Below are 26,206 nucleotides of genomic sequence, written 5' to 3'. Positions count from 1 at the left end.
ACCACGCCTTGACGGTTTGTCAATGAGCGATAAACGAACTCCGCTTGGGCGCCGCCGCGGCGCGGTGCCGGTTCGGCGGCGTCGGGTACCCGTCGAAGGTGCGCCCAAGCCTCAGATCAGCGGGGTGATCTGCTCCTCGATGCCGAGCAGGGCCCGGCCGTAGAGTTCACCGGCAATGGCGGGGTTGGTCATGGCATGCCGGCCGGCGGTCTCCAGGTCGCGCCAGATGCGCTGCAAGGGATTGGCCTCGGCAAAGCTTCCGGCGCCATGGACGTTCAGCAGGATGTCCAGCGCCTCCCGTGAGCGGCGGACGGCCGTGGCAGTGTCCATGCGCACCCGCGCCCGGTCGAGCAGCGGCATGGGCAGGCCCCGCACCGCCCAGTTGTCGATGTCGTCCGCCGCCCGCATCAGATGCAGTGCGGCGGTGTCGATCAGCTGCGCCGCCTCGGCGATCTGCATCTGCGTGGAAGACGCTTCCCGCGCCTGCTCATAGAAGGTGTGGGAAATGGCGCGCCCCTTGGCGAGGGATGTCATCACCAGCTCCAATCCGGCGCGGGCCAGGCCGAGTTGGGGGGCCGCCAGGATCGAGGCCAGCACCGGTACAAACGCCGAGCGGTACAGGCTCTCATCCGTGAACTCGGTGGGGTACTCGCCCTGCAGCGCTCTTGTCACCGAAAGGATGCGATGCGCGGGTATGTACACCTCCTCGGCCACCAGGGTGTGGCTGCCGGTGCCGCGCATCCCGGCGGTGTGCCAGGTGTCCTCGATTGTCAGCTCCTCCATGGGGACGAGCGCCAGCCCCCGGTCCAGCGGCTCGCCGGAAGCGCCGGTGACCGGCGTGCCGAGGAGCGCCCACTGGGCGTGCAGACAGCTTGACGCGAACGGCCACCGCCCGGTGATGACATGCCCTCCGCTCGCCGGCCGGCTGGTTCCGCCGGGGGTGAGGACGGCACAGGCGCGGGCCCCGGGATCCGTGGCGAATACCTCGCGCTGGGTGCGTTCCGGGTAGAGGCTGATGAGCCAGGCGCAGACGTTGATCAGCGTGGTGTTCCAGGCGGTGGACCCGCAGCCGCGGCCGAGTTCGGCGCTCACCTCCAGCAGCGTGCGGACGCTCGCCTGGTGGCCGCCGAAGCGCGCGGGCACGGTGATGCGGAACAGGCCGGCCTCGGCCAGGGCTTGGATGTTCTCCTCGGCGACCCGCCGGTCGTCCTCGGTCTTCGCGGCGTTGCGGCGCAGCAGACCGACGAGCGCGGCGGCCCGCTCGGTCAGCGTCTGGCTTCTGGTGCTGGTCGTCATGACGATGCCTTCCGCGTCGCGGTACCGGGACAGTGCGCTGTTGGCGCACATCACGGGGCAGCATGGTCGATCACGGCGGGGCGGGGAAAGGGGCGGGCGGCTGCCGGGCCAAGTGACGCGGCCGGCCGCCGCCGGTGTCCGCGGCAGGCGCGCCCTTCCTCGCCGTCAGCCGAGCTCCTCGGCGAGTCCGACGATGATGCCCTCGGGTCCGCGGAGGTAGCAGAGCCGGTAGATGTTCTCGTACTGCTCCACTTCGCCCATGAGTTGCGCCCCATGGGCGCGCAGCCGGGCAATGACCTCATCGAGGTTTTCGACCGCGAACATGATGCGACGCAGGCCCAGGGTGTTCACCGGTGCGGCTTCCGGTACGGGGGCGATGGCCGCCGGCTCGTGGAACTTCGTCAGCTCCACCCGCCCATGGCCGTCCGGGGTCCGCAGCATGGCGATCTCCGTCCGGACGTCATCAAGCCCGATGACCCGTTCCACCCAGCGCCCTTCGAGTGGGCGCCTGCCCTCCAGTTCCATGCCGAGTTCGATGAAGAACGCGATAGCGGCATCAAGGTCGTTGACGACGATAAGGACGTTGTCCATGCGCTGGACCGTCATAGGGGGCCTCCTTCGTTGTGCAGGGTCATGATGATGGCGTCCACAGGTGCGGCGATGCCCGTGGGAGCCGGTGCCGGAGCGCGTCCTCGATGGCCTGCTCGACCAGCCCGGCCTTGAGGGCCGGCGGGCTTGTCTTGATCAATGCGCTGATCCGCTGGGCCTCGGCCGTGCTCGGCATGAATCCCGCCAGTACGAGGGGCAGCGTCAGGCGTCGCGCGAGGAGTTCATTCTCCGAGGTGATCTGCGGCCGGCGGAGCACCGAGACATTGACCCGGATGGCGTGTTCATTGCCCCATGGGACGCCCGGCCGGTCCGTCTCGATCGCGGCATAGCGGAAGCCATGGGCCAGGTCGCAGTCGGAGCAGCCGACGGGGCCGCGGCCGAGCCGGTCACCGCAGCCGGGGCAGGTCAGTCTGTCGAGCGCGGCATCCACCACCCGCCAGTCGTGGCGGTCGGGTTCGTCCGCCACCATCCCGGCCAGCGTGGCTTCCTGGTCGCCGGCGGCGCCCCAGTTGTGCAGAAAGGCGGACCATTCGTCTTCCACGATGCGGTCCACCAGCTCACGGCAGGAGGCACAGGCAGGCGCACCGCTGTACTCGTATCCGCCGCATTCGGGGCAGCGGCGCAGAGCCGCACCTACGGCAGGTCTCGCCAAGATTCCCCTTCCATCGGCTTCCCTCTCGTCATCCACTGTCCAGATGAGTTTCTCCCGCGGCGGCGGTGCCAGGGAGCGGCACCCGGCCCCGGTCAGGGTTGGCCATTGCGCTTGCCGGGGTCGTCCGCGTTGTACAAGCGCAGCAACAGGCCGTGCAGCAGGGTGCGTTCGGGTGCGGTCAGGGGGGACAGGACGGTGTCCTGTACGGCCGCCGCCTCGGTCATCAACTCGGCGAGTGCGGCATGGCCGTCCTCGGTGAGGGTGACCAGGACCCGGCGCCGGTCGGCCGGATCGCGTTCCCGGGCGACCAGGCCGCGCCCGCCGAGCTCGTCCAGCAGCTTGGCCATATCGCTGGGGTGTACGGCCAGCCGCTGGGCCAACTCCCGCTGGGACTGGGGGCCGGAGCCGGCGAGGGCGGCCAGCGTGGACAGGTGCCAGAGGCGGAACTCCCGGGCCGCCAGCCGTTCGGCCAGCCGAGCGCGGGCGTTCCGGCCGGTCTTGGCCAGCAGATAGGTGGTGAGCGAGGTGAGGGTGGGCGGGGTCGAGGTCACCGGTCTATGCTAGGGCGCTGCCAATCATTGGTGTACTCCTACTGTTGGAGGTTTCCCATGGACGCGCTCTATCCGCGCCTGCTCGTTTCCCGCTTCGGTGACTGTTTCCGCTTCTATGACGCCGTCCTGCCGAAGCTGATCGGCGCCCATCGCATGAAGGGCGATGAACAAGGCCCGTACGCCAACTGGGATCTGGGGGAGCAGGGAGTGATCTCGCTCCTGGACCGGGCCGCCATGGCCGCCATCGCGGGCACCCTGGATCTGGCCGGGCAACGGCCGCCCGCGCAGGACGCGCTGATGCTGGTCTGCCGCGTCGATGAGGTGGCGGCGGCCCATGCCCTGGCCCTGGCCCATGGAGGTCAGGATGTGGCCGGACCGACGGACCGGCCCGAATGGGGGCCGACCTGTCGCACGGCTCATGTCCGGGATCCCGAGGGCAACTTGCTGGAATTCCAGTCCTACTGAGGGTTCCGGCGCCGGCGGCGAGTTCCGGTCAACCGCCCGCCTCATTGGGATTTCCCGTCATCGGCGGTGAGAAGACCACCTTCCCGCCGTCCCAGCTCGCCCGGAACTCCCGTGTGCCGCCCGATGCGCAGCACATCGGGTCGGTGGGCTTGAAGACGGGATACGAGAGGGTGACCATGGTGCCGTCCTGGGACAGGATGCTGGATTCGCCGACGCCCTGCGCGTCATAGCCCGCGTAGTTGTTGCCGTAGAAGAAGTGCACCATGACGCAATGACCGTCCGTGGTGCCGGTGCAATGGCTGGGAATGGCGCGGAGCGGGCCTTTGAGGGCCTTGAGCTGGGCCGGATCGGTGTCGGTGGTGTATCCCGACTGCTGGATTCTGAGCAGTGCCGCATCGACATCGAATGGGCCGTTGGCTGCCGAGGGCTGTGAAGGGCGGGTCAGCGAGGGATTCCATAGGGCGGGAGACCGGGCCGGGCGGGCACCGGGGCCGGTCGATATGCAGGCGGTCGTAAGGAGCAGGCAGACGGCGGCCGTTGCCCCGCGCGCCGCTACCCCTGGGCGGAGCATGCCGTCACCCCGAGGAGATAGCGCTCCAGGATTCCGTAGTGCACCGTGCCCATATCGCTCCGTGAAATGTCGCGGGTGACCCGCGAGCACAGGCTCGCGGCCCAGGCGTCGGGGGACGCCGGAGTCAGAAGGAATCTCACAACCAGTTCATCGCCGGTGGTCAGGAGAAGCCGGCGGCCGTCGGGTGCGGGAATGACCGCTCGTACCCGGGCGGTTGGCGGAATCCGGGTCCGGGTGACCAGCCCTTCCGGGCCCCAGGTCTCAAGGGTGTCGGAGCGTGTGCTCACGACCTGGCCGGAGTGGGCGAGAAAGGCCGTATAGCGGGACGGGGCGGCTGGGACGGTGATCAGCCGGTGTCCGGTGTCCGCCTCCTGGACCTCGGTTTCCCCGTCCTGCCCGACCAGCATCAGACGTTTGCCGTCCGTGCTGTAGCGCACCGCCCGGTACCAGTCCAGGAGTGGGGAGTTGAAGCGGGGGACCAGGACCTTGAGGCGGCGCCGGGCGGATATGTCCCAGGTCTCGACTCCACGGCGGTCCGGGGTGGTCAGGGCGACCGAGCCGGAGTGCGGGTCCACCGCCATCGCCATATGTTCGGCGGCTTTGTCGCGCCCGAACAGCAGCGGTTGTCCGATCCGGTGTCCGGTGGTGACATCCCATTGGGAGACCGCGCCGCCCGCCAGGGTGGTCAAGCGTCCCTGGGGGCCGAATCCCAGACCGGTGACCGATGCGGCGCCCGGTGTGGTCCCCTGGGGGAGTTCGATGCGCAACCGGTGGAGAACCCGGAGGCCGGGCAGGCTGTAGAGCGTCACGGCCGGCTCGGTCATATCGCTTACGGCGAGGGTCTTTTCCGCCGGGTCGAAAACCGCGTGCAGCGGGTTTCCGCCCTTCCCGGAGCCGTCCGCCGACAGCCGGCGGCCCGTCGCCGGGTCCCATACGGCGACCGGGCCTCCCACGCCCACGGTCACCAGACAGCGGCCGGAGGGCGAGAACTGCGCCCGCTCCGCATCGCCTTCCGCACCGGCGGGCGCGGCACCGTTGATTCCGCTGACGGTGCCCAGCGAACCGGGAGCGGGGACGGACATGGCAAGGACCTCGGTGCCGCGGGCAAAGGCGAATGTCCGGGCACCATTGGACAGGTAATACCGGGTGTACCGGCCGCCCGAGGCGGCGTCCTCGGTGAATTCCCCCAGCGGCTGCCCGCTGTGCGCGTCATAGGCCGTCACCGTGTCCTTACGGCGGCCCAGCAGCAATTGGTCGGATACTCCGGCCAGTTCATCACCGGTGGCGCAGGGGACGTTCTGGGCCAGTCGCGCATCGGTGCCGCCGCCGTCGGCCGGTTCGGTGAGGTGCCACCGGCCGTCGCGGCACTGGGCCACCACCGGGTGGGGCCCATGGACAAACCACACGGCCGGCGAACCCGGGCCGCTCGCCGGTTCATTGGCCGGCAGCGCTCGTCCGGTGCGGGCCTCCCAGGCGATGGGCGAGCCCATATGGTCCGCCACCACATGCGTGCCGCCCGCGTCGAAGGCGAACGCCCATGCCTCGCCCTCGGTCCGGGCGGGAGACCGCAGGGTGACTGCGGGCGCGGCGGGCCGGTCGAGGTCCCACACCTGCGCCGTGGTCTGCTGCGGAGGGTGCGAGATCAGGCGACGCCCGGTGCGGTCGAAGGCCAGCTGATCGACCGCCCGGTCCAGGCTGTTGGTGCTCGCGGCGCCCTGGAGCGTCAGCGCCGGCCTGCCGCCGGACAGGTCCCGGACGCTGATGCGGTTGCCGTCACCGCCGAGCGCCAGCCGCCTGCCGTCCGGGCTCACCGCCACGGCCGACACCTTGTCCAGCCGCAGGACCACCCGCGGCCTGGCCCGCTCCCCGGGTGGTCCGTCCGTCAGGCGCCAGACCGTCAGCTTCCCGGCATCGGTCCGGACGGCCAGCACCCGACCGGCATCGTCCAAGGCCGTTTCGGCCACCGCTCCATTCGCCGGCAGGATGGCGTCGAAGCGGGCGGCCGCCAGATAGCGGTCGAAGAGGTTGTCACGGGCCTGCTGGGTCGATGCCGTATGCCACGCGGCGACGGACAGCAGGGCCGCCGGTTCCAGATGGGAGTTCGCCTGGCGCTGGGCCTCCTGCACCAGGCCGCTCGCCAGCTCGGCGGCCCGGTTGTCATATACGGAGGTGAGACTGGCCGCGGCCAGGCCCGTCATCGCCGTGAGGACGGCCGTCGCCACCAGCGCGGCACGGAACCTTCTGCGCCGCCGCCCCTCCACACCGGCCCGGATATAGCGGCGCTCGCCCTCGCAGATGTCGTCCTGCCGCCGGCCCAGCCACCGCTCGGCCGTGCTCAGCTCCGAGCCCCGCATCAGCAACGCCCGGTCATGACCGCTCAGTTCCCAGCGGCTGACGCGCGTCCGCAGATGCTCCTGCCAGCCGCGGAAATCCCGGTCCATGCCGGCCCATATCCCCAGCGTGGGCCAGTGCTCCAGCAGTGCCTCATGGGCCAGCGAAACGGTCTCCACACCGTCCGACGCGGTGTCCAGGTGAACCAGGCGCTGAATGGCCAGCAGTTGGGCGGCCTTCCAGCATTCCGGCGGCAGTTCGGTCCGGCGGGCGGTGCGTCCGGTGTCCACGGGGTGACCGTTGGCGCCGTCTCCCGGGCGGACGAGCTGTACGAACAGCCGGCGCACGTCGTCCGACAGGTCGCCCAGCCGCTCCTTGACGGCCCGTTCCGCGTGGGTGGACAGGGCGCCCGCAACATGGCCGATCTCCTCATAGGACGCATGGGTGAGCACCCCCTGCCGTCGGCGTTCCCAGAGCAGGGTGAGGGCGAACTCGACCAGCGGCAGGGCTCCGGGGCTCCGCCCGGCATCGGAGAGCAGCCGCTCCGCCAGCCGCTCCTCGAAGCGCACCGCACCGTGGAAGGAGCCCAGCGGGGACAGCACCACCTCACGAAGCTGCTCGGTGGACGGCATATTGACGAAGAACGCCGAGGTCTCGCAGGCGCGTTCAAGTGCCGGGAACCGGCTCATGGCGGTGAGGAAGTCCAGCCGCAGGGTGAAGACCAGGCGCACCAGCGGTCCGCCGTCCACGGTCCGCCATTCGGTCATACCGGTGACGCGCTCCACCAGTGCGTCCGCGGCATCGGGGGAGCAGCGGAAGAGGACCTCGAACTGGTCGATGGTCAGCAGGAGTTGACGGGTGCCGGAACGGTTGAGGGCCTCCTTGACGGCAGCGGCCGCCGCCGGGCCGTCCCCCAACCGCTGCGCGAGCCGGTGCACTTGCTCCACGGGGTCACCGAGCACGTCGAGCAGCGGCAGAAGGGCCGCGGCGAGCATGTGCTCGGCCCGGACGGCCGGTTCGGGGACCAGCGTGGCCACGCTGTAGTCCCCGCGCCGCCGCAGCCCGGGCACCAGCCCGGCGTGGACGAGCGAGGACTTGCCGACCCCGGACGCCCCGATGACGGGAACGACGGCGGAGGTGGTCACCGCCTCGGTCAGTTCCCTGATCTGGGCGGAGCGCCCGAAGAAGTGCTCGGCGTCCTGTTCCCGGAACGGCAGCAGTCCCCGGAAGGGGGAGGGCAGCGCGGCATGGCGGCGCACCTCGGGGTGGGTTTCGATCAGCACCTCGGCGGTGATGGCATAGGCCGCCCGGCCCAGGAAGCGCCGGTCGGTGGCCACCACCATGCCGACCACGCCCTTGAGCTGCTCGTCCCACAGCGGGGTGCCGCTGAACCCCGGCAGGATCTCGCAGGCTCCGGTGCTCTCGATCTGCACCCAGCCCCGGCCGCGTTCACCGGCGATCCTTCCGGAGGACCAGACGCCGTCGCCATCACCGCCGGCCGGGAATCCGAAGGCGGTGAAGGGGTGGTCCCGCACCGTTTCGACATCCAGCAGGCGCACCGGTTCCACTCCGGGCGGAGGGTCCTCGGCGAGCGAGAGAACGGCGATGTCACCGGTGCCATCGGGGGCGACCGGAATGTGCCGGACCAGGGTGGCGGTCTGCCGCCGGGCCGCCCGGCCGGCGAGCGGGAAGTCGAGCCGGACGGCCAGCCCCGGGCGCAGCGGCACCGACTCGGGCTCGTCCGCGATCACAGAGACGACATGGCCGCAGGTCAGCACCGTGCGCGGGGTGGCCAGAAAGCCGGCGCCCTGTGGGGCGCCGTTCGACCACAGCCGGGCGATGCCGGGATTGGGTACGGGTCCGGGCATCGGCGATATCCCTCTTCCTCACCGGCTCTTCTCACCGGCTCCTCGTCAACCGGGCTCGTCCGTCAACCGGCCGTAACGGGCGCTCCGTTGGCGACGACGGCCCTGGTGACCGGGAGCGAGCCGGGCTGCTGCCGTTCCCACTCCAGCGTGATGGTCAGTGACGCCTCCCCGGCGCTCCTGGCGAGGAAGACCCCGGCCTCCGCCGAGAACCTCATCCCCAGCTCCAGGGTGACCTTGTCCGGCTGACGAGGCAGATCGGCCAGCCTGCCGACGACGGCACGGGCGGCGTCCCGCACACCGTCCAGACCGCGCTCCAGGGCCTCCACGGCGCGCGGCACCGTCCCATTGCCGCGGGCGACCCTGACCACCCCCTGAGGGTCGTCATCGATTTCCACGAGTACGGACCCACCGCTCTCCAGCGGCACCCTCAGCAAGTTGGGCATCGGCTGCTCCCCCCGGTCGTGCTCCGCCGTTGCGGAGTGTGCCGGGCACGCTAGCGGGGGCGGACGGGCCGGGGGCGGCCTTCGGGGAACCCCCTCCGCGTGCGGGGCGAGCATGGTAGAGGGCCCGTACTGTGTGCTCGCGGGGGTGCCGGGTGATGAGTGCCAAAACCCTCAACCGCCGGTGGCCCGGCGGCTACCGTGACGCTATGACCCGCTTGGAGGAGCAGCCGATGAGCGCCCAGCGCGACCATGTGCCCGCACCGCCACCCGCCCCTGCTCCCACGGCGGCCGCGCAGCTGCTCGCCCGGATCCGTACGGACCCCCGAGCCGAGCAGTGGGTGCCGGCCTTTGAGCGGGACTGGGCCAGGGCCTTGGAGGACTCCCGCTACAGCTACAGCTTCACCCCGCTCCATGAGGTGGTGCGCCTATGGCAGGCCCGCCTCGCCGCGGCCCCGGCGGTGGACGCGTTTCTCGCCTCCGGCCGGGACGACTCCGATGGCATCGCCGTCGAGGACGCGTTCGGGGCCGGCCATGAGTGACGCGCCATGGCGGGCCCGCCTGTCGCCGAGGGCCCTGGATGTGCTGGGCGCCCTTCCCGCCCATGCCCGCGGCATACTGCGCGATGTCCTGGACATCGCCTCCCGTGACCCATGGTCCTTTCCGGCCTTCGACCGCCGCGATCCGGACGGCGAGGACGTCCGCTCCGCCGCAGTTGGGCAGTTGACCGCCGTCTATTTCATCAACCGCCAGGCCGGGCGGCTCTACGTCATCGACATCGTCTGGCTCGGCTGAGGACCGCGATCGGGGCCGGGCGCGGGCCGCCCTCGCCACCGGCGCGGGATCACGGATGAGGGACCACGGCGACGGGGCAGTGCGCGTGGTGCAGCGCGGCATGGGTGACCGAGCCGATACGCCGCAGGCCATGGGGCCCGGGGAGACGGCGCCCCACCACCAGGAGGGCGGCGCCCGCGCAGCCGTTCAGCAGCGCCTCGGCCGCGTTGCCGGTCTCGATCTGCTCCACGACCTCGACCCGCGGATACTTCTCCCGCCAGGGAGCCAGGGCCTCGGCCAGCCCCTTGCGCTCCAATGGCTCCAGGCCGTCGGCCTCATAGGCCAGATACATCGAGCCGGGGCTCCAGGCGAGCGCCGGGGGAATGGCCCAGGCGCGTACGGCCCGGACCCGCGCAGCACGCGCCGCCGCGGCGGCGAAGGCGAACTCCAGCACCGGCGCGCCCGCCTGGTCCTCCTGCTGCACCCCCACGACCACCTCGTTGACCGGCTGCGCGGAGCTGACCGGCTGCGCGGGCTCCTCCCGGCGCGGCGGGCGCACCAGGATCACCGGCCGGACCGCCTGGCGCAGCACCCTCAGGCCAATGGAACCGAGCAGGTAGCCGGCCATCGCGCCATGGCCCCGCGAGCCGAGGACCAGCAGCTCGGCCCGGGCCGCCTCGGCCAGCAGGGCCGGCACGGCCCCGGCCGGGAGCAGCTCGGTGCCGACCGTCAGGCCGGGGAAGGCGGAGGTCACCCGGTCCCGCCCTTCATGAAGGACGCCGGCCGCCCACCGCTGTTGCGCCTCCGCGTCCGCGGCGACAATGGTGTCCGGTGGCGGTGACATCCGGGCATGGACGAGCCGCAGCGCCATGCCGCGGCGCGAAGCCTCGGCCGCCGCCCAGTCCGCCGCGGCGAGGCTGTGATCGGTTCCGTCCAGTCCGACGGTGATGGTGCCGGGCATAAGAGCCTCCGGGGTGGGAACGGCGGGGATGGTGCGCCTCCTTGCTGAGGCAAGCCTCCGCCGGTGCCCCGCCGGGCGGGGAGGGGCCGCAGGTCCCTCGCCCCGGGGACGAGTGGCCCGCCGTCAACCGTCTGTCTCCGTACCAGGGGTGCCTTTTGCCGTAGGTCCCGGCCGGGAGTCCCGGTGAAGTCTCAGTCGCGGGAGGGCAACTGGGCCAGCAGTAGCGTTACATCGTCATCGCCGGCCGCGGGCGGCAGCAGGGCCCCGAGGGCCGAGTCGGCCACCGCTTCCAGATCCCGCCCCGCGTCCAGGGCGGTGCCCAGCACGGCGGCGAGAGCGGTGATCTGCTCCTCGATATCGGTCTGGGGCGTCTCCACCAGGCCGTCGGTGTACAGCGCGAGGGTCGTTCCGGGTGGTGCGGTGTGGGTGACCTGCTCATGGGCGATGCCGCCCACGCCCAGGGGCACGCTCACGGGTGCGGGCAGCGGCCGCATTTCTTGGCCCGGAGCGGCCAGCAGCACGGGCAGGTGCCCCGCGGAGCACAGGGTGATCTCTCCGCTGCCGGGGTCGATGAGCAGATAGCAGCAGGTGACCATCTGGTCGGGGAGGTCGGCGACCACGGCGTCCAGGACCGCCATCAGCCGCCGGGGCGGCATACCGGTGCGGGCCAGGGCGTTGGCGGCGGAGCGCAACTGCCCCATGACGGCGGCCGCTTCCAGCCCGCGGCCTATGACATCGCCGATCAGAACGCCGACCCGGCCGTTCTCCAGCAGCACAAGATCGAACCAGTCACCGCCGACACCCGCACCCTGGGTGGCGGGCAGATAGCGGCTGGCGGTATACAGACCGGGAAGGTCGGGCGGGGTGCCCATAAGGCTGCGCTGCAAGGTCAGCGCCACATGCCGCTGTTGCTCATAGAGCCTGGTGAGTTCGGCCTCCGCGGCCTTGCGTTCGGTGACGTCACGGACCGCAGCGGAGAACAGCAGCCCGTCGGGCGTCCGAAGGGGGCTGAGACTGATCTCCACCGGGAACTCCCGCCCGTCCCGGCGGAGTCCGTACAGCTCCAGCCCGGCGCCCATGGGGCGGAACTGCTGGTTGTGCGCATAGTCCTTGCGGTGCACGGTGTGCCGGTCGTGGAAGCGGACGGGTACCAGGACTTCCACGGGGCGGCCCAGCAACTCCTGCCGTCCGTAGCCGAACAGCGCCTCGGTCTGGGCGTTGACCAGGCGGATGACACCCGCGTCGTCCACGATGACCATGGCATCGGGAGCGGACTCCAGCAGGGCCCGGAACTGTTCGCCCGCCGCTCCGGACCCCGGGGCGGGGGTGCCCCCGCCCCGGCAGGAGCAGGCCGCCCGGCCGACGGGGTCGTGTCCGTCGAGAACGGTACGACTGGTCATCCGCCCGCCTTTCCCGCGTGGCCGGTTCCTCGCGGTCTCGCTGCTCGCGCCTTGTGCGCCATGACCCCATCACCGCGAGGCGACTATGGCATATACAGGCTCCGCCGTTGTCTTCAAATGACAGAAGTTGACCGCTCCTATCGCTCAATGGGGAATCTGTATAAGCCCGTTGTGGACAACTGACCGCGAACGGTCGTCATCTGACGCCCGGCGCCCAGCGTGTGTCCAGACTCAGTCGAACTTCACGCTTGCGCAGGAGGCGGTGATGTTGGCGGCGGACCTGCCATCTCCATGAGGAGGAGTGACGATCCTGGTGAGGGCAGGGCGTATGCGCGGCGGTGAGCTGCGGGGCTGCATCGGCGGAGGTCGCGGCAAGTCCGCAGACGGCGGCGTCGCGCCGTACGCCGGCTCGCGGTGACGGGCCACGGCCAGGCGCGACAGAGCCAGCGTGGCGGCGGTGATCCCGGGCCACAGTGCTCCCATGACGATGTGGAGGACACCGAGCCAGGCGACCTCCGCACGGCTGTAGAGGACGGCCTGCGCGGCCAGACTCGCCAGGCACACCAGGCCGATGCCCACCGTCATCCAACGGTAGAAACGGTGCAGCGGCCGGTGCGACCGCCAGTGCGGTGGGCCGCCCACGACCCGGTTCGCCACCAGGCCGGCCAGGGGACGGCCGGCGGGCACCGACAGCAGGCAGGCCGCCGAGGATGCCGCGGGCAGCAGCATGGGCAGCAGGAAGAAGCCCCGTGCCTGCCCGGTACCGACCGCCACGGCCGCGCAGGTCACCGCCAGCAGCGCGCCCACCGCCGCATGCCGGAGGTACCGGCGGGTCAACAGACCACAGGCGAGGACCATTACACCGGCCACGGTGGCCGCCACAAGGGCGGTCCGCAGCCCGTCGGCACCATAGGCGGTCACAAACACCAGGGTCGGCGCCGCCGTGGCCGCGAGCCCGGGAAGACGGGCTGTCATCGTGCCCCCGATCCGGTGTCCGGAGCGGCCTGTGCGTCGGCCTGCTCCAGGGCACGGAGCGCGAGCAGGCCCCCGATGCCGGGGATGATGGCGCGCAGCGTGGCGCCGGTGCTGCGCCGCGGGTCGCGCCGGGTGGCCAGGATGCCGAAGAGCCAGGCGACCCCGTGTACGGGGCCGAACAACGCAGCGATCTCCCGGGCGTTCCCTGTGGCGATGTTGACCAACAACACGGCGAGGCTGACCAGTTCGATGGTTGCCGAAGCGCGCAGCGGCCTGCGTGCGAGCCGTGGCGCGGGTACGGAGTCGGCGGTCATGGGTCACACTCCCGTGGTGGAGCCGGGGCGGAGAATCATCAGGACGGTGACCGTCGCCCAGAGCAGGTTGAAGGCGCCGGTCAGCATGGCCAGGCGCGCGGTCTGCGCGCGCTCGACGGCCGCCGTCCCGGCCGCGGACTCGGCCAGCTGGGCGAGGAGGCGTTCCTGGGCCGGCAGTACCAGCAGCGCCAGCACCGATGCGGCCGCACCCGTCAGCACGATCGAGGTGATCAGCCAGGGGCTGCCCAGGACATGCAGCTGGCTCGCGGTGGCGAAGCCGAGGACGGGAACGGCCAGGCCGAGGCCGGCGTAGACCCGGCAGACGCGGTGCAGCATCCGTACCGTGGCGAGTGTCCCGGGCGTGCCGGCGGCACGGCGGGCCGCGGCGGGAAACATGCTGCCCGCCACGGTCACCGGGCCGATGGCGACGATCGCCGCGAGGACGTGCAGGATGAGCAGGAGCTTGGTCACCGCGGCTGCTCCGCAGCGCCGGCGGCGGACAGCGGTGCGGGCCCCTGGTCGCGCCAGACGACGCCACGGCGCTCGTGGGCGAAGAGCTGCTCCACGGCGAGCGCGACTTTCGGCCCGGTCTCCCGTTCCAGCAGATACAGGCCCAGATCCAGGCCGGAGGTGACGCCGCCGGCGGTGACCAGGTCGCCGTCATCGACGACCCGGCCCGGGACGACGTGCACACCGCCCGCGCCCAGCAGGTCCAGACCCTGGTGATGGGTGGTGGCATGGCGGCCCCGCACAAGCCCGGCCATGGACAGCACCAGCGACCCGCCACAGACCGTGGCCACCGTGGTGCCCGCTGCGGCCAGCGCTTCGGCGAGCATTTTCGGGAGCTCCGTGGTCAGCGCGCGGCTGAGGATCACGGGAATCTGTTCCTCGGCAGAGTCGTCCGCGCCCTGCCCGGGCAGCCTGCCGGCCGCGCCCGGCACAACGACCAGGTCCGCGCGGTCCGGGGCGAGACGAGCGGCAGCCGTCAGCGCGACGCCGGGTATTCCGCTCGGTACCTGCCTGGCTCCTTCCGCACTGGCCAGTTCGACGGTCACCCCATCGGTGAAGGTCCGGGCGGCGCTGAAGACCTCGAACGGAGCGATGACATCCAACGGGTCGAATCCATCGAAGAGGACGAACTGTGCCAGCATCGGCGACTCTCATTTCCCTCGGTTCATGACTGCCGCGCTCACGCTAGGCGGCACGGCAGACCCCAACCATGGGCTGGAATGACAGAACCCAACGAGTTCTCGCCACTTCGCTGACCAGTGCTTTTGCGACCCTCAACTTCTGGACCCGCCGGGTATGGGCCGGTCGGCCAGGCGACCAGGACCGGTCCGTCACCAGAGGCACATACGGACGGCCGCACACCGGCGGTCAGCCTCCCGCGCCCCCCAGCCCCGCCGCATGGTCCGGCACATGGCGTTGGCGGTCCCGCGGTGGCCTGCGGTAGCCGGTGGCGGGCGGGCGGGGCGGCAGTTGCAGGGCGGGCCCTGGTACGTCGTGGTACGGCACGGTGGACAACAGGTGGGCGATCATATTGATACGTGCCGACCGTTTGTCGTCGCTCTCCACCACGTACCACGGCGCATGCCGGGTGTCGGTGTGCTGGAACATCTCGTCCTTCGCCCGGGAGTACGCCTCCCAGCGCGTGATGGACTCCAGGTCCATCGCCGACAGCTTCCAGCTGCGGGTGGGATCGGCCAGCCGGTCACGGAACCGCTGCTCCTGCACTGTGTCGCTCACCGAGAACCAGTATTTGCGCAGCAGGATCCCGTCCTCCGTCAACAGCCGTTCGAAGACCGGGCATTGCTCCAGGAAGCGCCGGTGCTCCGCCTCGGTGCAGAAGCCCATGACATGCTCGACTCCCGCCCGGTTGTACCAGCTGCGGTCGAACAGGACGATCTCGCCCGCCGCGGGCAGATGGGCCGTATACCGCTGGAAGTACCACTGGGTGCGCTCCCGTTCGGTCGGTACCGGCAGCGCGGCGACCCGGGCGACCCGTGGGTTCAGGCGCTCGGTCACCTGCTTGATGACGCCGCCCTTGCCCGCCGCGTCACGGCCCTCGAAGACCACGACCAGCCGCTCGCCCTCGGCGCGCACCCACTCCTGAAGCTTCACCAGTTCGGTCTGGAGCCGCAGCAGCTCCTGCCGGTATACGGCGCCGGGGAGCCGCCGCTGTCCATGGCCGTCGGTCACCGCTCCGTCTCCTCCCATGCCTCGGCACAGCGTACGGGCCCCCGGGGCCCGGGACGCGGGTGTAAGCGGACGGTCCGCCCGGCGTGCCGCCGGGGACGCCCCGGCGGCCGGGTGAGGGGCCGGGCTCGTCAGCGGACGGCTCCGGCCGGACGGCCGGAGCCGGTGCCCGGGTGGCGGGGTTGCCGTGCGCGGGCGGCACCGGACGGCCATACGACATCCACGGCCAGCCCATGGGCACGGGCGTGCCTCCCCGGGCCCCGAACCGCCAGTCCACGCCCGGTACTTGGGTGAGCGAGAGGGCCGAACGGCTCTGTTTCGGCCGCCAAGCGGCCCCGAGCGGCGGCGGGCGCCGCGGCGGCCGCGCCGCGGTCACAGCCGGATCAGCACCAGCCCCATGCTGAAGCCGCTGGCCAGCCCGATCAGGGCGACCAGGTCACCGGGCATCAGGCGGTCCGACCGCTGGGCCAGGGCCAGTTGCAGCGGGAGGGAGGCGGAGGCCGCATTGCCGTACCGGTCCACCGTGGCCAGGAAACGGCTCGGCGGCAGGCCGAGCAGGGCGCAGGCCTCGTGGAACTGCGGCATGGAGATCTGGTGGACGGCGACGAAGGCGCTCTGGCGCACCAGGGCCATCTCCCGCGGCGCATGCTCCAGCACCATCCGGGCCATCTCATGGCCGGTCCGGGAGAGTTGGTTCTCATTGAGCCGGAGACAGTAGTGGTCGTCGTCGGTGGAACGCGGGTACATCGAGCCGCCGGCCTTCACCGTGCACGCCTCCCAGGCGGAGGAGTCGGCGGCGAACACCGCGTGCAGCACACCGGGATCGCGCGGGCCCGCCGGACCGGCGGTCAGCACCAGGGCGGCGCCCGCATCGGAGACGGTGTAGCCGGGCAGGTGACGCATAAAGGTCTCCTGGTCGGGCGCATGCCAGCGGGTGGTGAGCGTGGCGGTCTCCCCGCAGGCGATCAGTACGGTGCGGTGCCGGCCCGTCTCGATGAAGGCCGCCGCCGTCTCCACCGCGTTGAGCACGCTGTTGCAGGCGTTCTTCACATCGAACACCGGGCACACCGCGCCGAGTTTCGCCGCCACGATATGGCCGGTGGCGGGTTCCACCAGGTCCTGGGAGGTGGAGGCGAACAGCAGCAGATCCATCTCATCGGCGCTCATCTGCGCCATCCCCAGCGCCTTGCGGGCGGCCGCCACCGCGAGGTCGGAGGCCTGCACGTCATCGGCTCTGACGTATACGCCCCGGACCCCGGTGAGGTTCTCCAGTGTGCCGGGCGGGGGAACAAAGGGGCTCCCCGCCGCGATCATGCCCGCCCGGATCTGTTCCATGGTCCGGTACCGCGGCGGCAGATGCACGGCGTTGGACAGCAGCCGGGCACGACGGGAAGGCGGCACCTGTTGAGCGTACGACGGGGGCGTGGGGGGATGGCCTCGCCATCGGCGGACAATCACCAACTGTCCATGTTTTCCGCGCTTTTGGCGGCGATCTGCGCAGAACCAACTCATTGTCTCCACGCTGACCGGCCTCCGCGCGGGGTAGGCATGACAACCTGCGCCAGCACAGGCCGCGTTGAGGAACCGGACGGGGGCTGACGATGGAGTGCGACGACCGTGCCGTGGCCGTCGTGGGCGCCGGTTGCCGGCTGCCCGGCGGCATCACCGATCTGCGGAAGCTGTGGGAGGCCCTGTCCGAAGGGCGGGACGCGGTAGGGGAGATACCACCGGACCGGTTCGACAAGAACCGCTTTGTGGACCCCGGCGGCGTGCGCGCCTGCCGCAGCTACACCGCCGCCGGGGGCTTCCTGGACGATGTGACCGGCTTCGACGCCGCCTACTTCGGCATTGCCCCCAAAGAGGCCGAGGCCATGGACCCCCAGCAGCGGCTGGTGCTGGAAATGGCCGTGGAAGCCCTGGACGACGCCGGGATCCCCGCCGAGTCGCTGGCCGGATCCGATACCTGTGTGTTCATCGGGATCTCCGATCCCTTCTATGGAACGGTCCAGGGAACCATCGAGCAGTACGCCAACCCCTACACCATGAGCGGGTCCACCCTGTCCATCGCCGCCAACCGGGTCTCGTACTGCTTTGACCTGCACGGCCCCAGCATGGCGATCGACACCGCCTGCTCCTCCGCCCTGGTGGCCGTGGACCGCGCCTGCCGCACCCTGCTGGACGGCACCAGCCGCACCGCCCTGGCCGGCGGCGTCAATGTGCTCGGCCACCCCTACGCCTTCGCCGGCTTCTCGCACGCCGGCATGCTCTCGCCCAGCGGACGCTGTGCCGCCTTCTCCGCCGAGGCCGACGGATTCGTCCGGGCCGAGGGCGGGGGAGTGGTCGTCCTCAAACGGCTCGCCGACGCGCTGGCCGACGGCGACCGCGTCCATGCGGTGATCGCCGGCACCGGCACCAACTGCGACGGCCGCACCCGCGGGATGGCCCTGCCCAGCCCCCGGACCCAGGAAGCGCTGCTGCGCACCGTCTACCAGCGGGCCGGGGTGGACCCGGACGAGCTGGTGTACTTCGAGGCCCATGGCACCGGAACGCCCGCCGGGGACCCGGCCGAGGCACAGGCCGTCGGACGGGCCCTGGGGCAGTGCCGCACCGTGGGGCCGCTGCCCATCGGCTCCGTCAAGTCCAACCTGGGCCATCTGGAACCGGCTTCCGCCATGCCGAGTCTGTTCAAGGCCATGCTTGTGCTCCGGCACGGCGTGGCCCCCGCCACCCTGCACGCCCACAACCTCAACCCGGACATCGACTTCCCCGGGCTGGGCCTGGCACCCACCGTCGAACCCGTCCGGCTCCCGCGCCCGGGGCGGGCGGCCGTCGGAGTCAACTCCTTCGGTTTCGGCGGGGCCAACGCCCATGCCATCCTCACCACCCCGCCGGCCCCGCCCCGCCGGGAGGACCCCCCGTCCGGCATCCTGCCCGTGGTGGTCTCCGCCCGCTCGGCCAAGGCGCTGCGGGAACTGGCCGCCCGCGTCGCGGCACACCTCGGGCAGACCGCGCCCGAGGACTTCTACGACCTCGCCCACACCACCACCCTCCGCCGCAGCGCCCACCCGCACCGCGCCGCCGTCCTGGCCGACAGCCCCCGGCAGGCCGCCGACCGGCTGGAGCGGCTCTTCGCGGGCGAACCCACCCATGGCGCCAGGGCCCGCAAGGCCCAACGGGACACCGTGGCCTATGTGTTCTCCGGCAACGCCTCCCAATGGCCCGGCATGGCCGTCGGCTTGCCGGCCGCCGATCCCGCCTTCCGTACGGCCCTCGAAGAGGTTGACGCCGCGCTCGCCCGGCACCTGGGCTGGTCGGTGGCCAAGGAACTGGCCGAGCCGGAAGCGGCCCGCTGGCGGCGCACCGAGGTCGCCCAGCCCGCCCTGTTCGCGGTGCAGGTGGGGCTGGCGGCCGTACTGGCGGCGCATGGACTGCGCCCCGTAGCCGTGGCCGGGCACAGCGTCGGCGAAGTGGCCGCCGCCCACCTTGCCGGGGCCCTGACCCTGGAGCAGGCCGCCCGGGTGATCGCCGAACGCAGCCGCACCCAGGGCCCCACCGCGGGCACCGGACGGATGGCCGCCGTCGGCCTGCCCGAAGCCGCGGCCCGCGAAGAACTCCTGCCCTACACGGGAGAGTTGGAGATCGCCGGCGTCAACAGCGACCGCGATGTCACCATCGCGGGCAGCGCGGAAGCACTGGCCGCCCTCGGCGCACAGCTGAAGGCCCGCGACATCTTCTTCCAGGAACTCGACCTGGACTACGCCTTCCACACCTTTGCCATGGACCCCGTCGAGGCCCCGCTGCGCACCGCACTGGCCGGGCTGGAACCCACCACCACCCGGATCCCCTTCCTCTCCACCGTCACCGGCACGGCACTGCCCGGCGAGGCCCTGACCGCCGGCTACTGGTGGCGCAACGTCCGCCAACCGGTGCGCTTCCACCAGGCCGTCACCCGCCTTGTCGCCGACCACGCCGGCATCCTCGCCGAGATCGGCCCGCACCCGGTGCTGCGCCCCTATCTGCAACGCACCGACGCCACCCACGTCCCCACCCTGCACCGCCAGGGCGACGGCCCCCGCGACACCGCCGCCGCCGTCGCCGCCCTGATCGCCGCCGGGGCGGCCATGGACCGGCAGGCGCATTTCCCCCGCCCCGGCCGGGTGGCCGAACTCCCCGCCTACCCCTGGCAGCGCGAACGCCACTGGCTCGGCGCTCCCCAGGACCTGGTGCTGCGCACCAGCGGCACCGGACTGCTCGACCACCCCCTGCTCGGCGAACGCCTCCCGGGACCGCACCCGGTGTGGGAGGGCGCCATCGAGCCCCAACTGGTGCCCTGGATGGGCGACCACCGCATCGCCGGATCCGTGCTCATGCCCGCCGCGGCCTATGTCGAGATGGCGCTGTCGGCCGGCCGGCGGGCCCTGGACCGGCCGGTGGAGGTCCGGCACCTGGGCATCGCCAGCCCGCTGCCGGTCAGCTGGCCCGACCCCGGCACCGCCCGGCTGCAGACCGCCGTCACCACAGAAGACGGCGTGGTGACCATCAGCAGCAGCGAGGGCCGGGGCACCGCCTGCCACCCCGTCGTCCGCGCCCAGGCCCGCACCCTGCTCGGCACCGCCCCCGCGCCCATCGACCCCCGGGCAATCCGCGCGCGCTGCCCCCGCACCGTCAGCGGCCCGGACTTCTACACCATCTGCCACAGCGTCGGCCTCCAGGTCGGCCCCGCCTTCCAGCTGCTGAGCCAACTAAGCGTCGGCGACGAGGAGTTGCTGGCCGACTACCGCAATGAGCACACCCACGACGCCTACACCGTGCACCCGGTGCTGCTCGACGGCCCCTTCCAGGCCACCGTCGCCCTGGTGGAGGAGCAGATGCGGGCCGGCCGTGCCTATCTGCCGTCAACCTTCGACTCGGTACGGGTATGGCGCACGCCCTCCCCGGCCGGCGTCGTCCACCTGCGCCAACGCAGCTTCACCGAGACCGAGTTCTGCTGGGACGTCACCTACGCCGACGCCGACGGCACCGTCACCGCCGAAATCGAGGGGTTCCGCACCCGGCGCGCATACAACACCGACCGGACCCCGCTGACCGTCCAGCACACCGTCCTGCGCGCCGCCCCGCACCCCGGCACCCCGGCCGCCCCCACACCCCTGCCGCCTCCGGCCGGGCTGGCGGGCGCCGTCCGCGACCGGATCGAGCGGCTGCACCACGCCCTGCGGGACAGCGGCCACGACCGCTTCCGGGCCGCCGCCGGGGAAACCGCCGCCCACTGCTGGGCCGCGGCCCTGGCCGGACTGCTCGACCACCCGGCAGCCCCCTTTGCCCTGCCCGACCTCCTCAACGGCGGGCTCCAGCCCCGCCACCGGCGGCTGGTACGGCTGATGCTCCCGCTCCTCGCCCGGCACCAGCTGGCCCGGCCCGCCGACGAGGACCGCTGGCAGCTCACCGGCACCGCACCCCGCCCGCAACAGCTCCTCAGGGCCCTGATCGAGGACCATCCGGCCTTCGCCGCCGAGAGCCTCCAGCTCAACGCCCGGCTGCGCCGGCTGCCCGCGACCCTGCGCGACACCCCGGGCAACCAGGAACTCCTGGACACCGGCGCCACCACCTATGAGCAGATGTACGCCGCCGCGCCCATCCGCCGCTTCGCCCACCGGGTCGCCCAGACCCTGCTCGCCGAGATCGTCCGCCGCTGGCCCGGAGACCGGCCCCTGCGCGTGCTGGAACTCGGTGCCGCACCCCACGCCCTCACCGCCGCCCTGCTGCCCCTGCTCCCCGCCGACCGCACCCGCTACATCTGCACCGACACCTCCGAAAGCGCCCTGGTCGCGGCCCAACACCGGTTTACCGACCATGACTTCACCGAGTACCGCACGCTCGACCGGAACGCCGAACCCACCACCCAGGGCCTCGGCGACGGCGCCTTCGACCTGGTCGTCGCCGACGGCACCCTGCACACCGCCGCCGACCTGGCCCAGGCGCTGCGCCAGGCGCGCACCCTGCTCGCCCCCGGCGGACTCCTGCTCGCCACCGAAGAACACGACACCTGGCACCAGGCCCTCCTCCTCGGCGGCACCGAGGAGTTCTGGCAGCGCGACGACCGCACCCTGCGCCCCGACACCGTGCTGCTGCCGCCCGACCGGTGGCCGCCGCTGCTGCGGGAGTGCGGTTTCACCGGCACCGTGCGGACGGGCACCGACGACTGCTCCGTCCTCCTGGCCGCCGCCGACCGCTCCCCGGCCGCCGAGCCCCCGCTCCCCACGCCGGAACCGGACACCACCTGGCTCCTCGCCACCGAGACGGACGAGGAGAACCCGCCGGCCCAGGCGCTGGCCGGCCTGCTGGGCACCGCCCGGATCATCGCCGCCACCGACGACTCCGCCGCCTGGGCCGGCGCACTGCCCGCCGGCGCCGTGGGCATTGTCTGCCTCCTGGGCGAGCCCCGCGGCCCCGAGGAGACCGTCGGCCCCGAGGAGACCGTCACCCGCACCACACGCCGCGCCGCCGTGCTACGGGCCCTGGCCGCCGCCTGCGCCGAACGGGCCCCGCACACCCGCCCCCGGGTGTGGCTGGTCACCCGCCCCACCGGCCTTTTCCCCGCCCCCGAGCGCCCCGGCCACCCGCTGGACGCGGCCGCCTGGGCAACGGCCCGCACCCTGGCCAATGAACAGCCCGGTCTGCGCCTGTGCCGGATCTCCCTGGAGCACACCGCCGACGACCCGGCCGCCGACGCCCGCCGCCTCGCCCGCGAACTGCTCACCCCCACCGAGGAGGACGAGATCGTCCTCACCCGGGGCGGCCGGTTCGTCCCCCGCGAAACCCAGCGCCCGGCCGACCGGCCCGCCGCCGCCCCCGCACACACCCCCTTCGTCCTGGAGGTGAGGGACCCCGGCTTCACCCGCCGCCTGGTGTGGCGGCAGACCGCACCCCTCCGGCCGGGCCCCGGCGAAATCGTGGTGGAGGTACGGGCCGTGGCGCTGAACTTCCGCGACCCCATGCGCGCCAATGGACTGCTGCCCCCGGAGGCCGTCGAAGGCACTCCGCTCAGCCGCGGACTGGGCACCGACGCCGCAGGCGTCGTCAGCGCGGTCGGCCCCGGAGTCACCGAATACACCGTCGGCGACCGGGTCAGCGGACTGATGGCCGCCGGACTGGCCTCCCACGCCCTGACCAGGGCCGCCACCCTCGGCCCCATCCCCGACGGGATGACATTCGCCGAGGCGGCCACCTTCCCGGTCGCCTACCTCACCGTCCACCGCACCCTGGCCGACGAAGCCAGGCCGATGCCCGGCGAAACCCTGCTGGTGCACGGCGGAGCCGGAGCCGTCGGCCTGGCCGCCCTGCAGTGCGCCCGGACCCTGGGACTGCGCGTCATCGCCACCGCCGGCACCGAGACCAAACGCGATCTGCTGCGCACCCTCGGCGTGGAACACGTCCTGGACTCCCGCAGCCTGGACTTCGCCCCCCGGGTACGCCAACTCACCGATGGCCGGGGCGTCGATATCGTCATCAACTCCCTCAGCGGCGAGGCCATCGCACAGAGCCTGGACCTGCTGCGCCCCAACGGCCGCTTCATTGAACTCGGCAAACGCGACATCTTCCTCAACAACCCGCTGCTGCTGCGCCCGTTCCACCGCAGCATCACCTTTATCGGCTTCAACCTCGACAGCATCATCTTCGACCCCGTCCGCGGCCCCCGCCTGCTGCTGGAAACCGCGGCGCGGGCGGCCACCGGGCAGTACCGGCCGCTGCCGCACACCGTCCACCCCGCGGCCCGGGTGGACGAGGCATTCCGGCTGCTCCAGCACTCCCGCCATGTCGGCAAGGTGGTGGTCGCCCTCGACCCGCTGGACGAACCGGTACCGGTCGAACCCGCCCCGCAGGTACCCGAGTTGGACCCGGAGGGCACCTATCTGATCACCGGCGGGCTGGGCGGCTTCGGCGCCGCCACCGCCCACTGGCTCGCCGACCTCGGCGCCCGCCACCTCGCCCTGGTCAGCCGCCGGGGCGCCGAGGCCCCGGAGGCCCCGGACGTCCTCCAGCGGCTCGCCGGACGCGGGGTGCGGGCCACCGCCCACGCCGCCGACGTCACCGATGAGACCGCCATGCGCCAGGTGATCGCCGCCGTGGACGCCACCGGGCATCCGCTGCGCGGAGTGGCCCACTGCGCCATGCACCTGGACGACGCACCGCTGGCCGCCCTCACCGACGAGCGGTTCGCCGCCGTATTCGCCCCCAAGGCCGCCGGGGCCGACGTCCTGGACCGCCTCACCGCCGGCCGGCAAATCGACCTGTTCCTGCTCTACTCCTCGGTCACCGCGGCCACCGGCAACCTCGCCCAGGCCCCCTATGTCGCCGCCAACGCCTACCTGGAAGCCCTCACCCGGGCCCGCCGCCGCGCCGGACGCCCCGGCACGGCGCTCGCCTGGGGGCCGGTCGCCGACACCGGCTATGTCGCCCGCACCGGCCTGGGAGCCACCATGACCGGCCTCGGCTTTGAACCCATCACCTCCGCCGAGGCGTTCACCGCCGCCGGCCACCTCCTCGCCACCGGCACCGATGTCGCGGGCGTCGGCCGCTACCGGTGGGGGCGCGCCCGCCGACTGCTGCCCGCCCTGGCCACCCCGCGCTACAGCGGCCTCGTCCCCGCCGCCGGTATGACGGACGCGGACGAGAGCCGGGAGGAACTGCTGCGCTCCCTGGCCGCGATGAGTCCCGAGGACGCCGTCCGCGCCATCACCGACGCCCTGGCCCGGCACCTGGCCGGCGTCCTGCATATCGACCCCTCCGAACTGGACCCCGACCGCGGCCTGGAGGACTTCGGCGTGGACTCCCTGATGGGCGCCGAGTTCATCCTGCAGGCCCGCGAATACTTCGGCATCCATATCCCGCCCGGTGAACTCATGGGCAGCGGACGCACCCTGACCCACTTCGCCCGCCTGATCCATCAGCGCCTGGGCATCCATGCCCAGGGCGGAGCCTCACCCGCGCCGCGGTGACGCGGTCACCGGCTTCCCTTCCGCCCAGGGCCGGTTGAGCCGCGCCGCGGCCCAGCCGGCCAGCCGGGCACGGTCGATCTTCGCCGCGTGGCGGTGGTCCACCGGCAGCGACCGGTGGAAGAGCACCGGCGCCGCCCCCGTCACCGGCAGCTCCAGACCGTCCAGCACCTCCGCGATGGCCCGGCGCACGGCCGCGCGGCCGGCCCGGGACACCCCGCGCTCCAACTCCACGACCAGCACCGGTTGTTGCGCGGCAGCCGGACCCACCCCCACCAGCGCGCTGCGGCGCACCCCGGGCACGGTATCGAGGGCCGGTTCCACCTGCTCGGTGCAGAGCGGGCCCTGCGGCGTACACAGCCGGTGCGCCAGCCGTCCGTAGAACCAGATACGGCCCTGTGCGTCCAGCCGGCCCACATCGCCCATGCGATGCCCGGCCACACCGTCCGCCATCACCGGCTTGGCCGCCAGAGTGTCCGCCGGATCCAGATAGGCGGGGCTGACATTGGGCCCCGAGACGGCGAGTTCACCAACCGTACCGTGGGGGTGGTCCGCACCGTCCGCGTCCAGCGGCAGCACGCGCACCGTGACGCCCGGCAGCGGGCGGCCCAGGCAGACGCCCCGCCCCGCGAGCGTGGCCGCCCGCAGCGGCAGCAGCTCCCGGTGGTCGGCCATGCTCACCGGCAGCGCCTCGGTGGCCCCGTACACAGTGCCCACCACGGCCTCGGCGGGCAGGCACACCCGCAGCCGGTCCAGAACCGGATAGGGCAGGGACGCACCGAAGGACAGCACCTGCCGCAGCGTCGGCAGGGGCGTCAGCGTACGCAGGCAGTACCGCGCCAGACGGTCCAGCAGCGCGGGCGAGCCCAGCAGCACCCCGGCACCCGTGCCGTTCACGGCCCGCGCCAGGTCGCGGGCCCGGACCCGGGTGGGACGAGTGAGGTGGAGCCGGGGGACCACCGTGGTGGCGCCGCAGAACGGGCCGAGCACCGCGGCCGGCACAAAGGCGGCGACAACGGTCCGCCCGGCCAGGGCCAGGCTCTCCGGCAGCGTCCGGAGCTGAGCCTGCACCGTGCCATGCCGGTAGAGGACCCCCTTGGGCGGCCCCGTCGCACCGGAGGTGAACACCACCATCGCCGGGGCCTCGTCCGGCATCACGGTCATCTCCCGCCAGGGGACCGCGGATTGCCGCAGCCGTCGCAGGGTCCGGCCGGGCCACAGCGGCCCTCCCGCCACCAGACGGTGCCGCACGGCATCCCCGCCCCAGCCCAGCAGCCGCCCGGCGAGATGGGCGAGCGGCTCGGCCAGCAGGGCGTCCGGCGCCGCGGCCGTCAGACAGCGTCCCATCATCCGCACCGGCAGCGACCCATCGACCAGCACCGGCACGGCACCCATGCCGGTCAGCGTCAGCACACAGGTGCCCAGTTCCACCGGGTCCCGGGTCAGCACGGCCACCCGGTGCCCGGGCCGGATCCCGGCATGCCACAGCGCCGCGGCCGTGGTCAGACTCAGCGCGGCGGCCTGGGCATTGGTGAGCGTCGCGAACTCCCGCCGCCCCCGCGGATAGCGCAGACAGGCGCCGTCGGGCGCGTCCCGCAGCGCGCGCAGGACGGTACGGGCCAGCGGGGCCACGGCGGACACCTCCGGGGCGGTGGGGGCCGACCCTTATGAGCATGAGGACGGCGCCGCCACCACGGCATCACCTACATGAGTGATTCGGGCACGCCCCGGCGCGGGGCGATCGGCCGCCGGGCATGAACTCCCCGTCGGATAAGCGTGGTTGGCATCACTCTTGATCACTGCCATTGAT

Annotated in this window: 20 protein-coding genes; 4 read left to right on the top strand and 16 right to left on the bottom strand. The window is 72.3% G+C overall.

Annotated elements, in window-relative coordinates:
* Positions 1-111: 111 nt before the first annotated feature.
* The 4 genes from CV755_RS14265 to CV755_RS14250 all read right to left on the bottom strand — a co-directional run bounded on the left by CV755_RS14265 (position 112) and on the right by CV755_RS14250 (position 3,108).
* Positions 112-1,296, bottom strand: a complete 1,185-nt coding sequence (locus tag CV755_RS14265) for an acyl-CoA dehydrogenase family protein (RefSeq protein ID WP_109280621.1) — start codon at positions 1,294-1,296, stop codon at positions 112-114.
* Between the two features lie 165 nt (positions 1,297-1,461).
* The gene (locus tag CV755_RS14260; protein ID WP_109280608.1) at positions 1,462-1,902 is read right to left on the bottom strand and encodes a VOC family protein; all 441 of its coding nucleotides are present in this window, start codon (positions 1,900-1,902) and stop codon (positions 1,462-1,464) included.
* 25 nt (positions 1,903-1,927) lie between these two features.
* Complete coding sequence (locus tag CV755_RS14255; RefSeq protein WP_109280607.1) at positions 1,928-2,557, bottom strand: hypothetical protein; 630 nt, start codon at positions 2,555-2,557, stop codon at positions 1,928-1,930.
* 92 nt (positions 2,558-2,649) lie between these two features.
* Complete coding sequence (locus CV755_RS14250) at positions 2,650-3,108, bottom strand: MarR family winged helix-turn-helix transcriptional regulator (protein WP_109280606.1); 459 nt, start codon at positions 3,106-3,108, stop codon at positions 2,650-2,652.
* A gap of 57 nt (positions 3,109-3,165) precedes the next feature.
* Between CV755_RS14250 and CV755_RS14245 the strand changes: the two genes are divergently transcribed.
* Entirely contained in the window at positions 3,166-3,573 is a 408-nt protein-coding gene (locus CV755_RS14245; RefSeq protein WP_109280605.1) for a VOC family protein, read from the top strand.
* Positions 3,574-3,601: 28 nt separating this feature from the next.
* On the opposite strand, the gene CV755_RS14240 is transcribed toward CV755_RS14245, so the two are convergent.
* From CV755_RS14240 to CV755_RS14230, 3 genes are all read right to left on the bottom strand, one after another.
* On the bottom strand, positions 3,602-4,144 hold the full coding sequence (locus CV755_RS14240) for an LppP/LprE family lipoprotein (RefSeq protein WP_109280604.1): 543 nt from the start codon (positions 4,142-4,144) through the stop codon (positions 3,602-3,604).
* Positions 4,126-8,343 (bottom strand): nSTAND1 domain-containing NTPase, encoded by a 4,218-nt coding sequence (locus tag CV755_RS14235; RefSeq protein ID WP_109280603.1) that lies wholly within the window; start codon positions 8,341-8,343, stop codon positions 4,126-4,128. The genes CV755_RS14240 and CV755_RS14235 overlap by 19 nt, the downstream gene beginning before the upstream one ends.
* Positions 8,344-8,405: 62 nt before the next feature.
* A complete protein-coding gene (locus CV755_RS14230) occupies positions 8,406-8,786 on the bottom strand; it encodes a CU044_2847 family protein (RefSeq protein WP_109280602.1) in 381 nt (126 codons plus the stop codon).
* 206 nt (positions 8,787-8,992) lie between these two features.
* On the opposite strand from CV755_RS14230, the gene CV755_RS14225 reads away from it, so the two are divergent.
* Positions 8,993-9,325, top strand: coding sequence for a DUF6247 family protein (locus CV755_RS14225; protein ID WP_241561207.1), 333 nt, complete (start codon positions 8,993-8,995; stop codon positions 9,323-9,325).
* Complete coding sequence (locus CV755_RS14220; RefSeq protein WP_109280600.1) at positions 9,318-9,578, top strand: hypothetical protein; 261 nt, start codon at positions 9,318-9,320, stop codon at positions 9,576-9,578. Before CV755_RS14225 ends, CV755_RS14220 begins: the two co-directional genes overlap by 8 nt.
* A gap of 49 nt (positions 9,579-9,627) precedes the next feature.
* Here the strand turns inward: CV755_RS14220 and CV755_RS14215 are convergent, their stop codons facing one another.
* The 8 genes from CV755_RS14215 to CV755_RS14180 form a co-directional block, all read right to left on the bottom strand.
* Positions 9,628-10,518, bottom strand: a complete 891-nt coding sequence (locus tag CV755_RS14215; protein ID WP_109280599.1) for a universal stress protein — start codon at positions 10,516-10,518, stop codon at positions 9,628-9,630.
* 191 nt (positions 10,519-10,709) lie between these two features.
* Entirely contained in the window at positions 10,710-11,918 is a 1,209-nt protein-coding gene (locus CV755_RS14210; protein ID WP_109280598.1) for a SpoIIE family protein phosphatase, read from the bottom strand.
* A gap of 231 nt (positions 11,919-12,149) precedes the next feature.
* A complete protein-coding gene (locus CV755_RS14205) occupies positions 12,150-12,893 on the bottom strand; it encodes a DUF3159 domain-containing protein (RefSeq protein WP_109280597.1) in 744 nt (247 codons plus the stop codon).
* Complete coding sequence (locus tag CV755_RS14200; protein ID WP_164503290.1) at positions 12,890-13,207, bottom strand: hypothetical protein; 318 nt, start codon at positions 13,205-13,207, stop codon at positions 12,890-12,892. The genes CV755_RS14205 and CV755_RS14200 overlap by 4 nt, the downstream gene beginning before the upstream one ends.
* Before the next feature lie 3 nt (positions 13,208-13,210).
* On the bottom strand, positions 13,211-13,678 hold the full coding sequence (locus tag CV755_RS14195) for a hypothetical protein (RefSeq protein WP_109280596.1): 468 nt from the start codon (positions 13,676-13,678) through the stop codon (positions 13,211-13,213).
* Complete coding sequence (locus CV755_RS14190; protein ID WP_109280595.1) at positions 13,675-14,358, bottom strand: DJ-1/PfpI family protein; 684 nt, start codon at positions 14,356-14,358, stop codon at positions 13,675-13,677. Before CV755_RS14190 ends, CV755_RS14195 begins: the two co-directional genes overlap by 4 nt.
* Positions 14,359-14,584: 226 nt before the next feature.
* Positions 14,585-15,424 carry a polyphosphate kinase 2 gene (ppk2, locus tag CV755_RS14185; RefSeq protein WP_109280594.1) on the bottom strand — a complete coding sequence of 280 codons (840 nt, stop codon included), beginning with the start codon at positions 15,422-15,424 and terminating at the stop codon, positions 14,585-14,587.
* A 351-nt stretch (positions 15,425-15,775) separates the two neighbouring features.
* Positions 15,776-16,804 carry a 3-oxoacyl-ACP synthase III family protein gene (locus tag CV755_RS14180; RefSeq protein WP_109280593.1) on the bottom strand — a complete coding sequence of 343 codons (1,029 nt, stop codon included), beginning with the start codon at positions 16,802-16,804 and terminating at the stop codon, positions 15,776-15,778.
* 200 nt (positions 16,805-17,004) lie between these two features.
* Here CV755_RS14180 and CV755_RS14175 point away from each other — a divergent pair, with 200 nt between their 5' ends.
* Positions 17,005-24,399 (top strand): type I polyketide synthase, encoded by a 7,395-nt coding sequence (locus CV755_RS14175; protein ID WP_109280592.1) that lies wholly within the window; start codon positions 17,005-17,007, stop codon positions 24,397-24,399.
* Here CV755_RS14175 and CV755_RS14170 read toward each other — a convergent pair.
* A complete protein-coding gene (locus CV755_RS14170) occupies positions 24,382-26,037 on the bottom strand; it encodes an AMP-binding protein (protein WP_109280591.1) in 1,656 nt (551 codons plus the stop codon). The two genes, CV755_RS14175 and CV755_RS14170, sit on opposite strands and share 18 nt — an antisense overlap.
* Between the last annotated feature and the right edge of the window lie 169 nt (positions 26,038-26,206).

It is taken from the genome of Streptomyces orinoci, from assembly GCF_003121295.1.
Classification (GTDB): Bacteria; Actinomycetota; Actinomycetes; order Streptomycetales; family Streptomycetaceae; genus Streptomyces; species Streptomyces orinoci.
The sequence above is the reverse complement of the archived record's forward strand: the minus strand, read 5'-3'. Positions and strand labels throughout refer to the sequence as shown.

Excerpts from the sequence above, each read along its gene's own strand:
- CV755_RS14225 (WP_241561207.1), top strand. The coding sequence starts at position 8,993 with ATGACCCGCTTGGAGGAGCAGCCGATGAGCGCCCAGCGCGACCATGTG.
- CV755_RS14240 (WP_109280604.1), bottom strand. The coding sequence starts at position 4,144 with ATGCTCCGCCCAGGGGTAGCGGCGCGCGGGGCAACGGCCGCCGTCTGC.
- CV755_RS14245 (WP_109280605.1), top strand. The coding sequence starts at position 3,166 with ATGGACGCGCTCTATCCGCGCCTGCTCGTTTCCCGCTTCGGTGACTGT.
- CV755_RS14235 (WP_109280603.1), bottom strand. The coding sequence starts at position 8,343 with ATGCCCGGACCCGTACCCAATCCCGGCATCGCCCGGCTGTGGTCGAAC.
- CV755_RS14205 (WP_109280597.1), bottom strand. The coding sequence starts at position 12,893 with ATGACAGCCCGTCTTCCCGGGCTCGCGGCCACGGCGGCGCCGACCCTG.
- CV755_RS14175 (WP_109280592.1), top strand. The coding sequence starts at position 17,005 with ATGGAGTGCGACGACCGTGCCGTGGCCGTCGTGGGCGCCGGTTGCCGG.
- ppk2 (WP_109280594.1), bottom strand. The coding sequence starts at position 15,424 with ATGGGAGGAGACGGAGCGGTGACCGACGGCCATGGACAGCGGCGGCTC.
- CV755_RS14190 (WP_109280595.1), bottom strand. The coding sequence starts at position 14,358 with ATGCTGGCACAGTTCGTCCTCTTCGATGGATTCGACCCGTTGGATGTC.
- CV755_RS14220 (WP_109280600.1), top strand. The coding sequence starts at position 9,318 with ATGAGTGACGCGCCATGGCGGGCCCGCCTGTCGCCGAGGGCCCTGGAT.
- CV755_RS14230 (WP_109280602.1), bottom strand. The coding sequence starts at position 8,786 with ATGCCCAACTTGCTGAGGGTGCCGCTGGAGAGCGGTGGGTCCGTACTC.
- CV755_RS14260 (WP_109280608.1), bottom strand. The coding sequence starts at position 1,902 with ATGACGGTCCAGCGCATGGACAACGTCCTTATCGTCGTCAACGACCTT.
- CV755_RS14215 (WP_109280599.1), bottom strand. The coding sequence starts at position 10,518 with ATGCCCGGCACCATCACCGTCGGACTGGACGGAACCGATCACAGCCTC.
- CV755_RS14210 (WP_109280598.1), bottom strand. The coding sequence starts at position 11,918 with ATGACCAGTCGTACCGTTCTCGACGGACACGACCCCGTCGGCCGGGCG.
- CV755_RS14200 (WP_164503290.1), bottom strand. The coding sequence starts at position 13,207 with ATGACCGCCGACTCCGTACCCGCGCCACGGCTCGCACGCAGGCCGCTG.
- CV755_RS14265 (WP_109280621.1), bottom strand. The coding sequence starts at position 1,296 with ATGACGACCAGCACCAGAAGCCAGACGCTGACCGAGCGGGCCGCCGCG.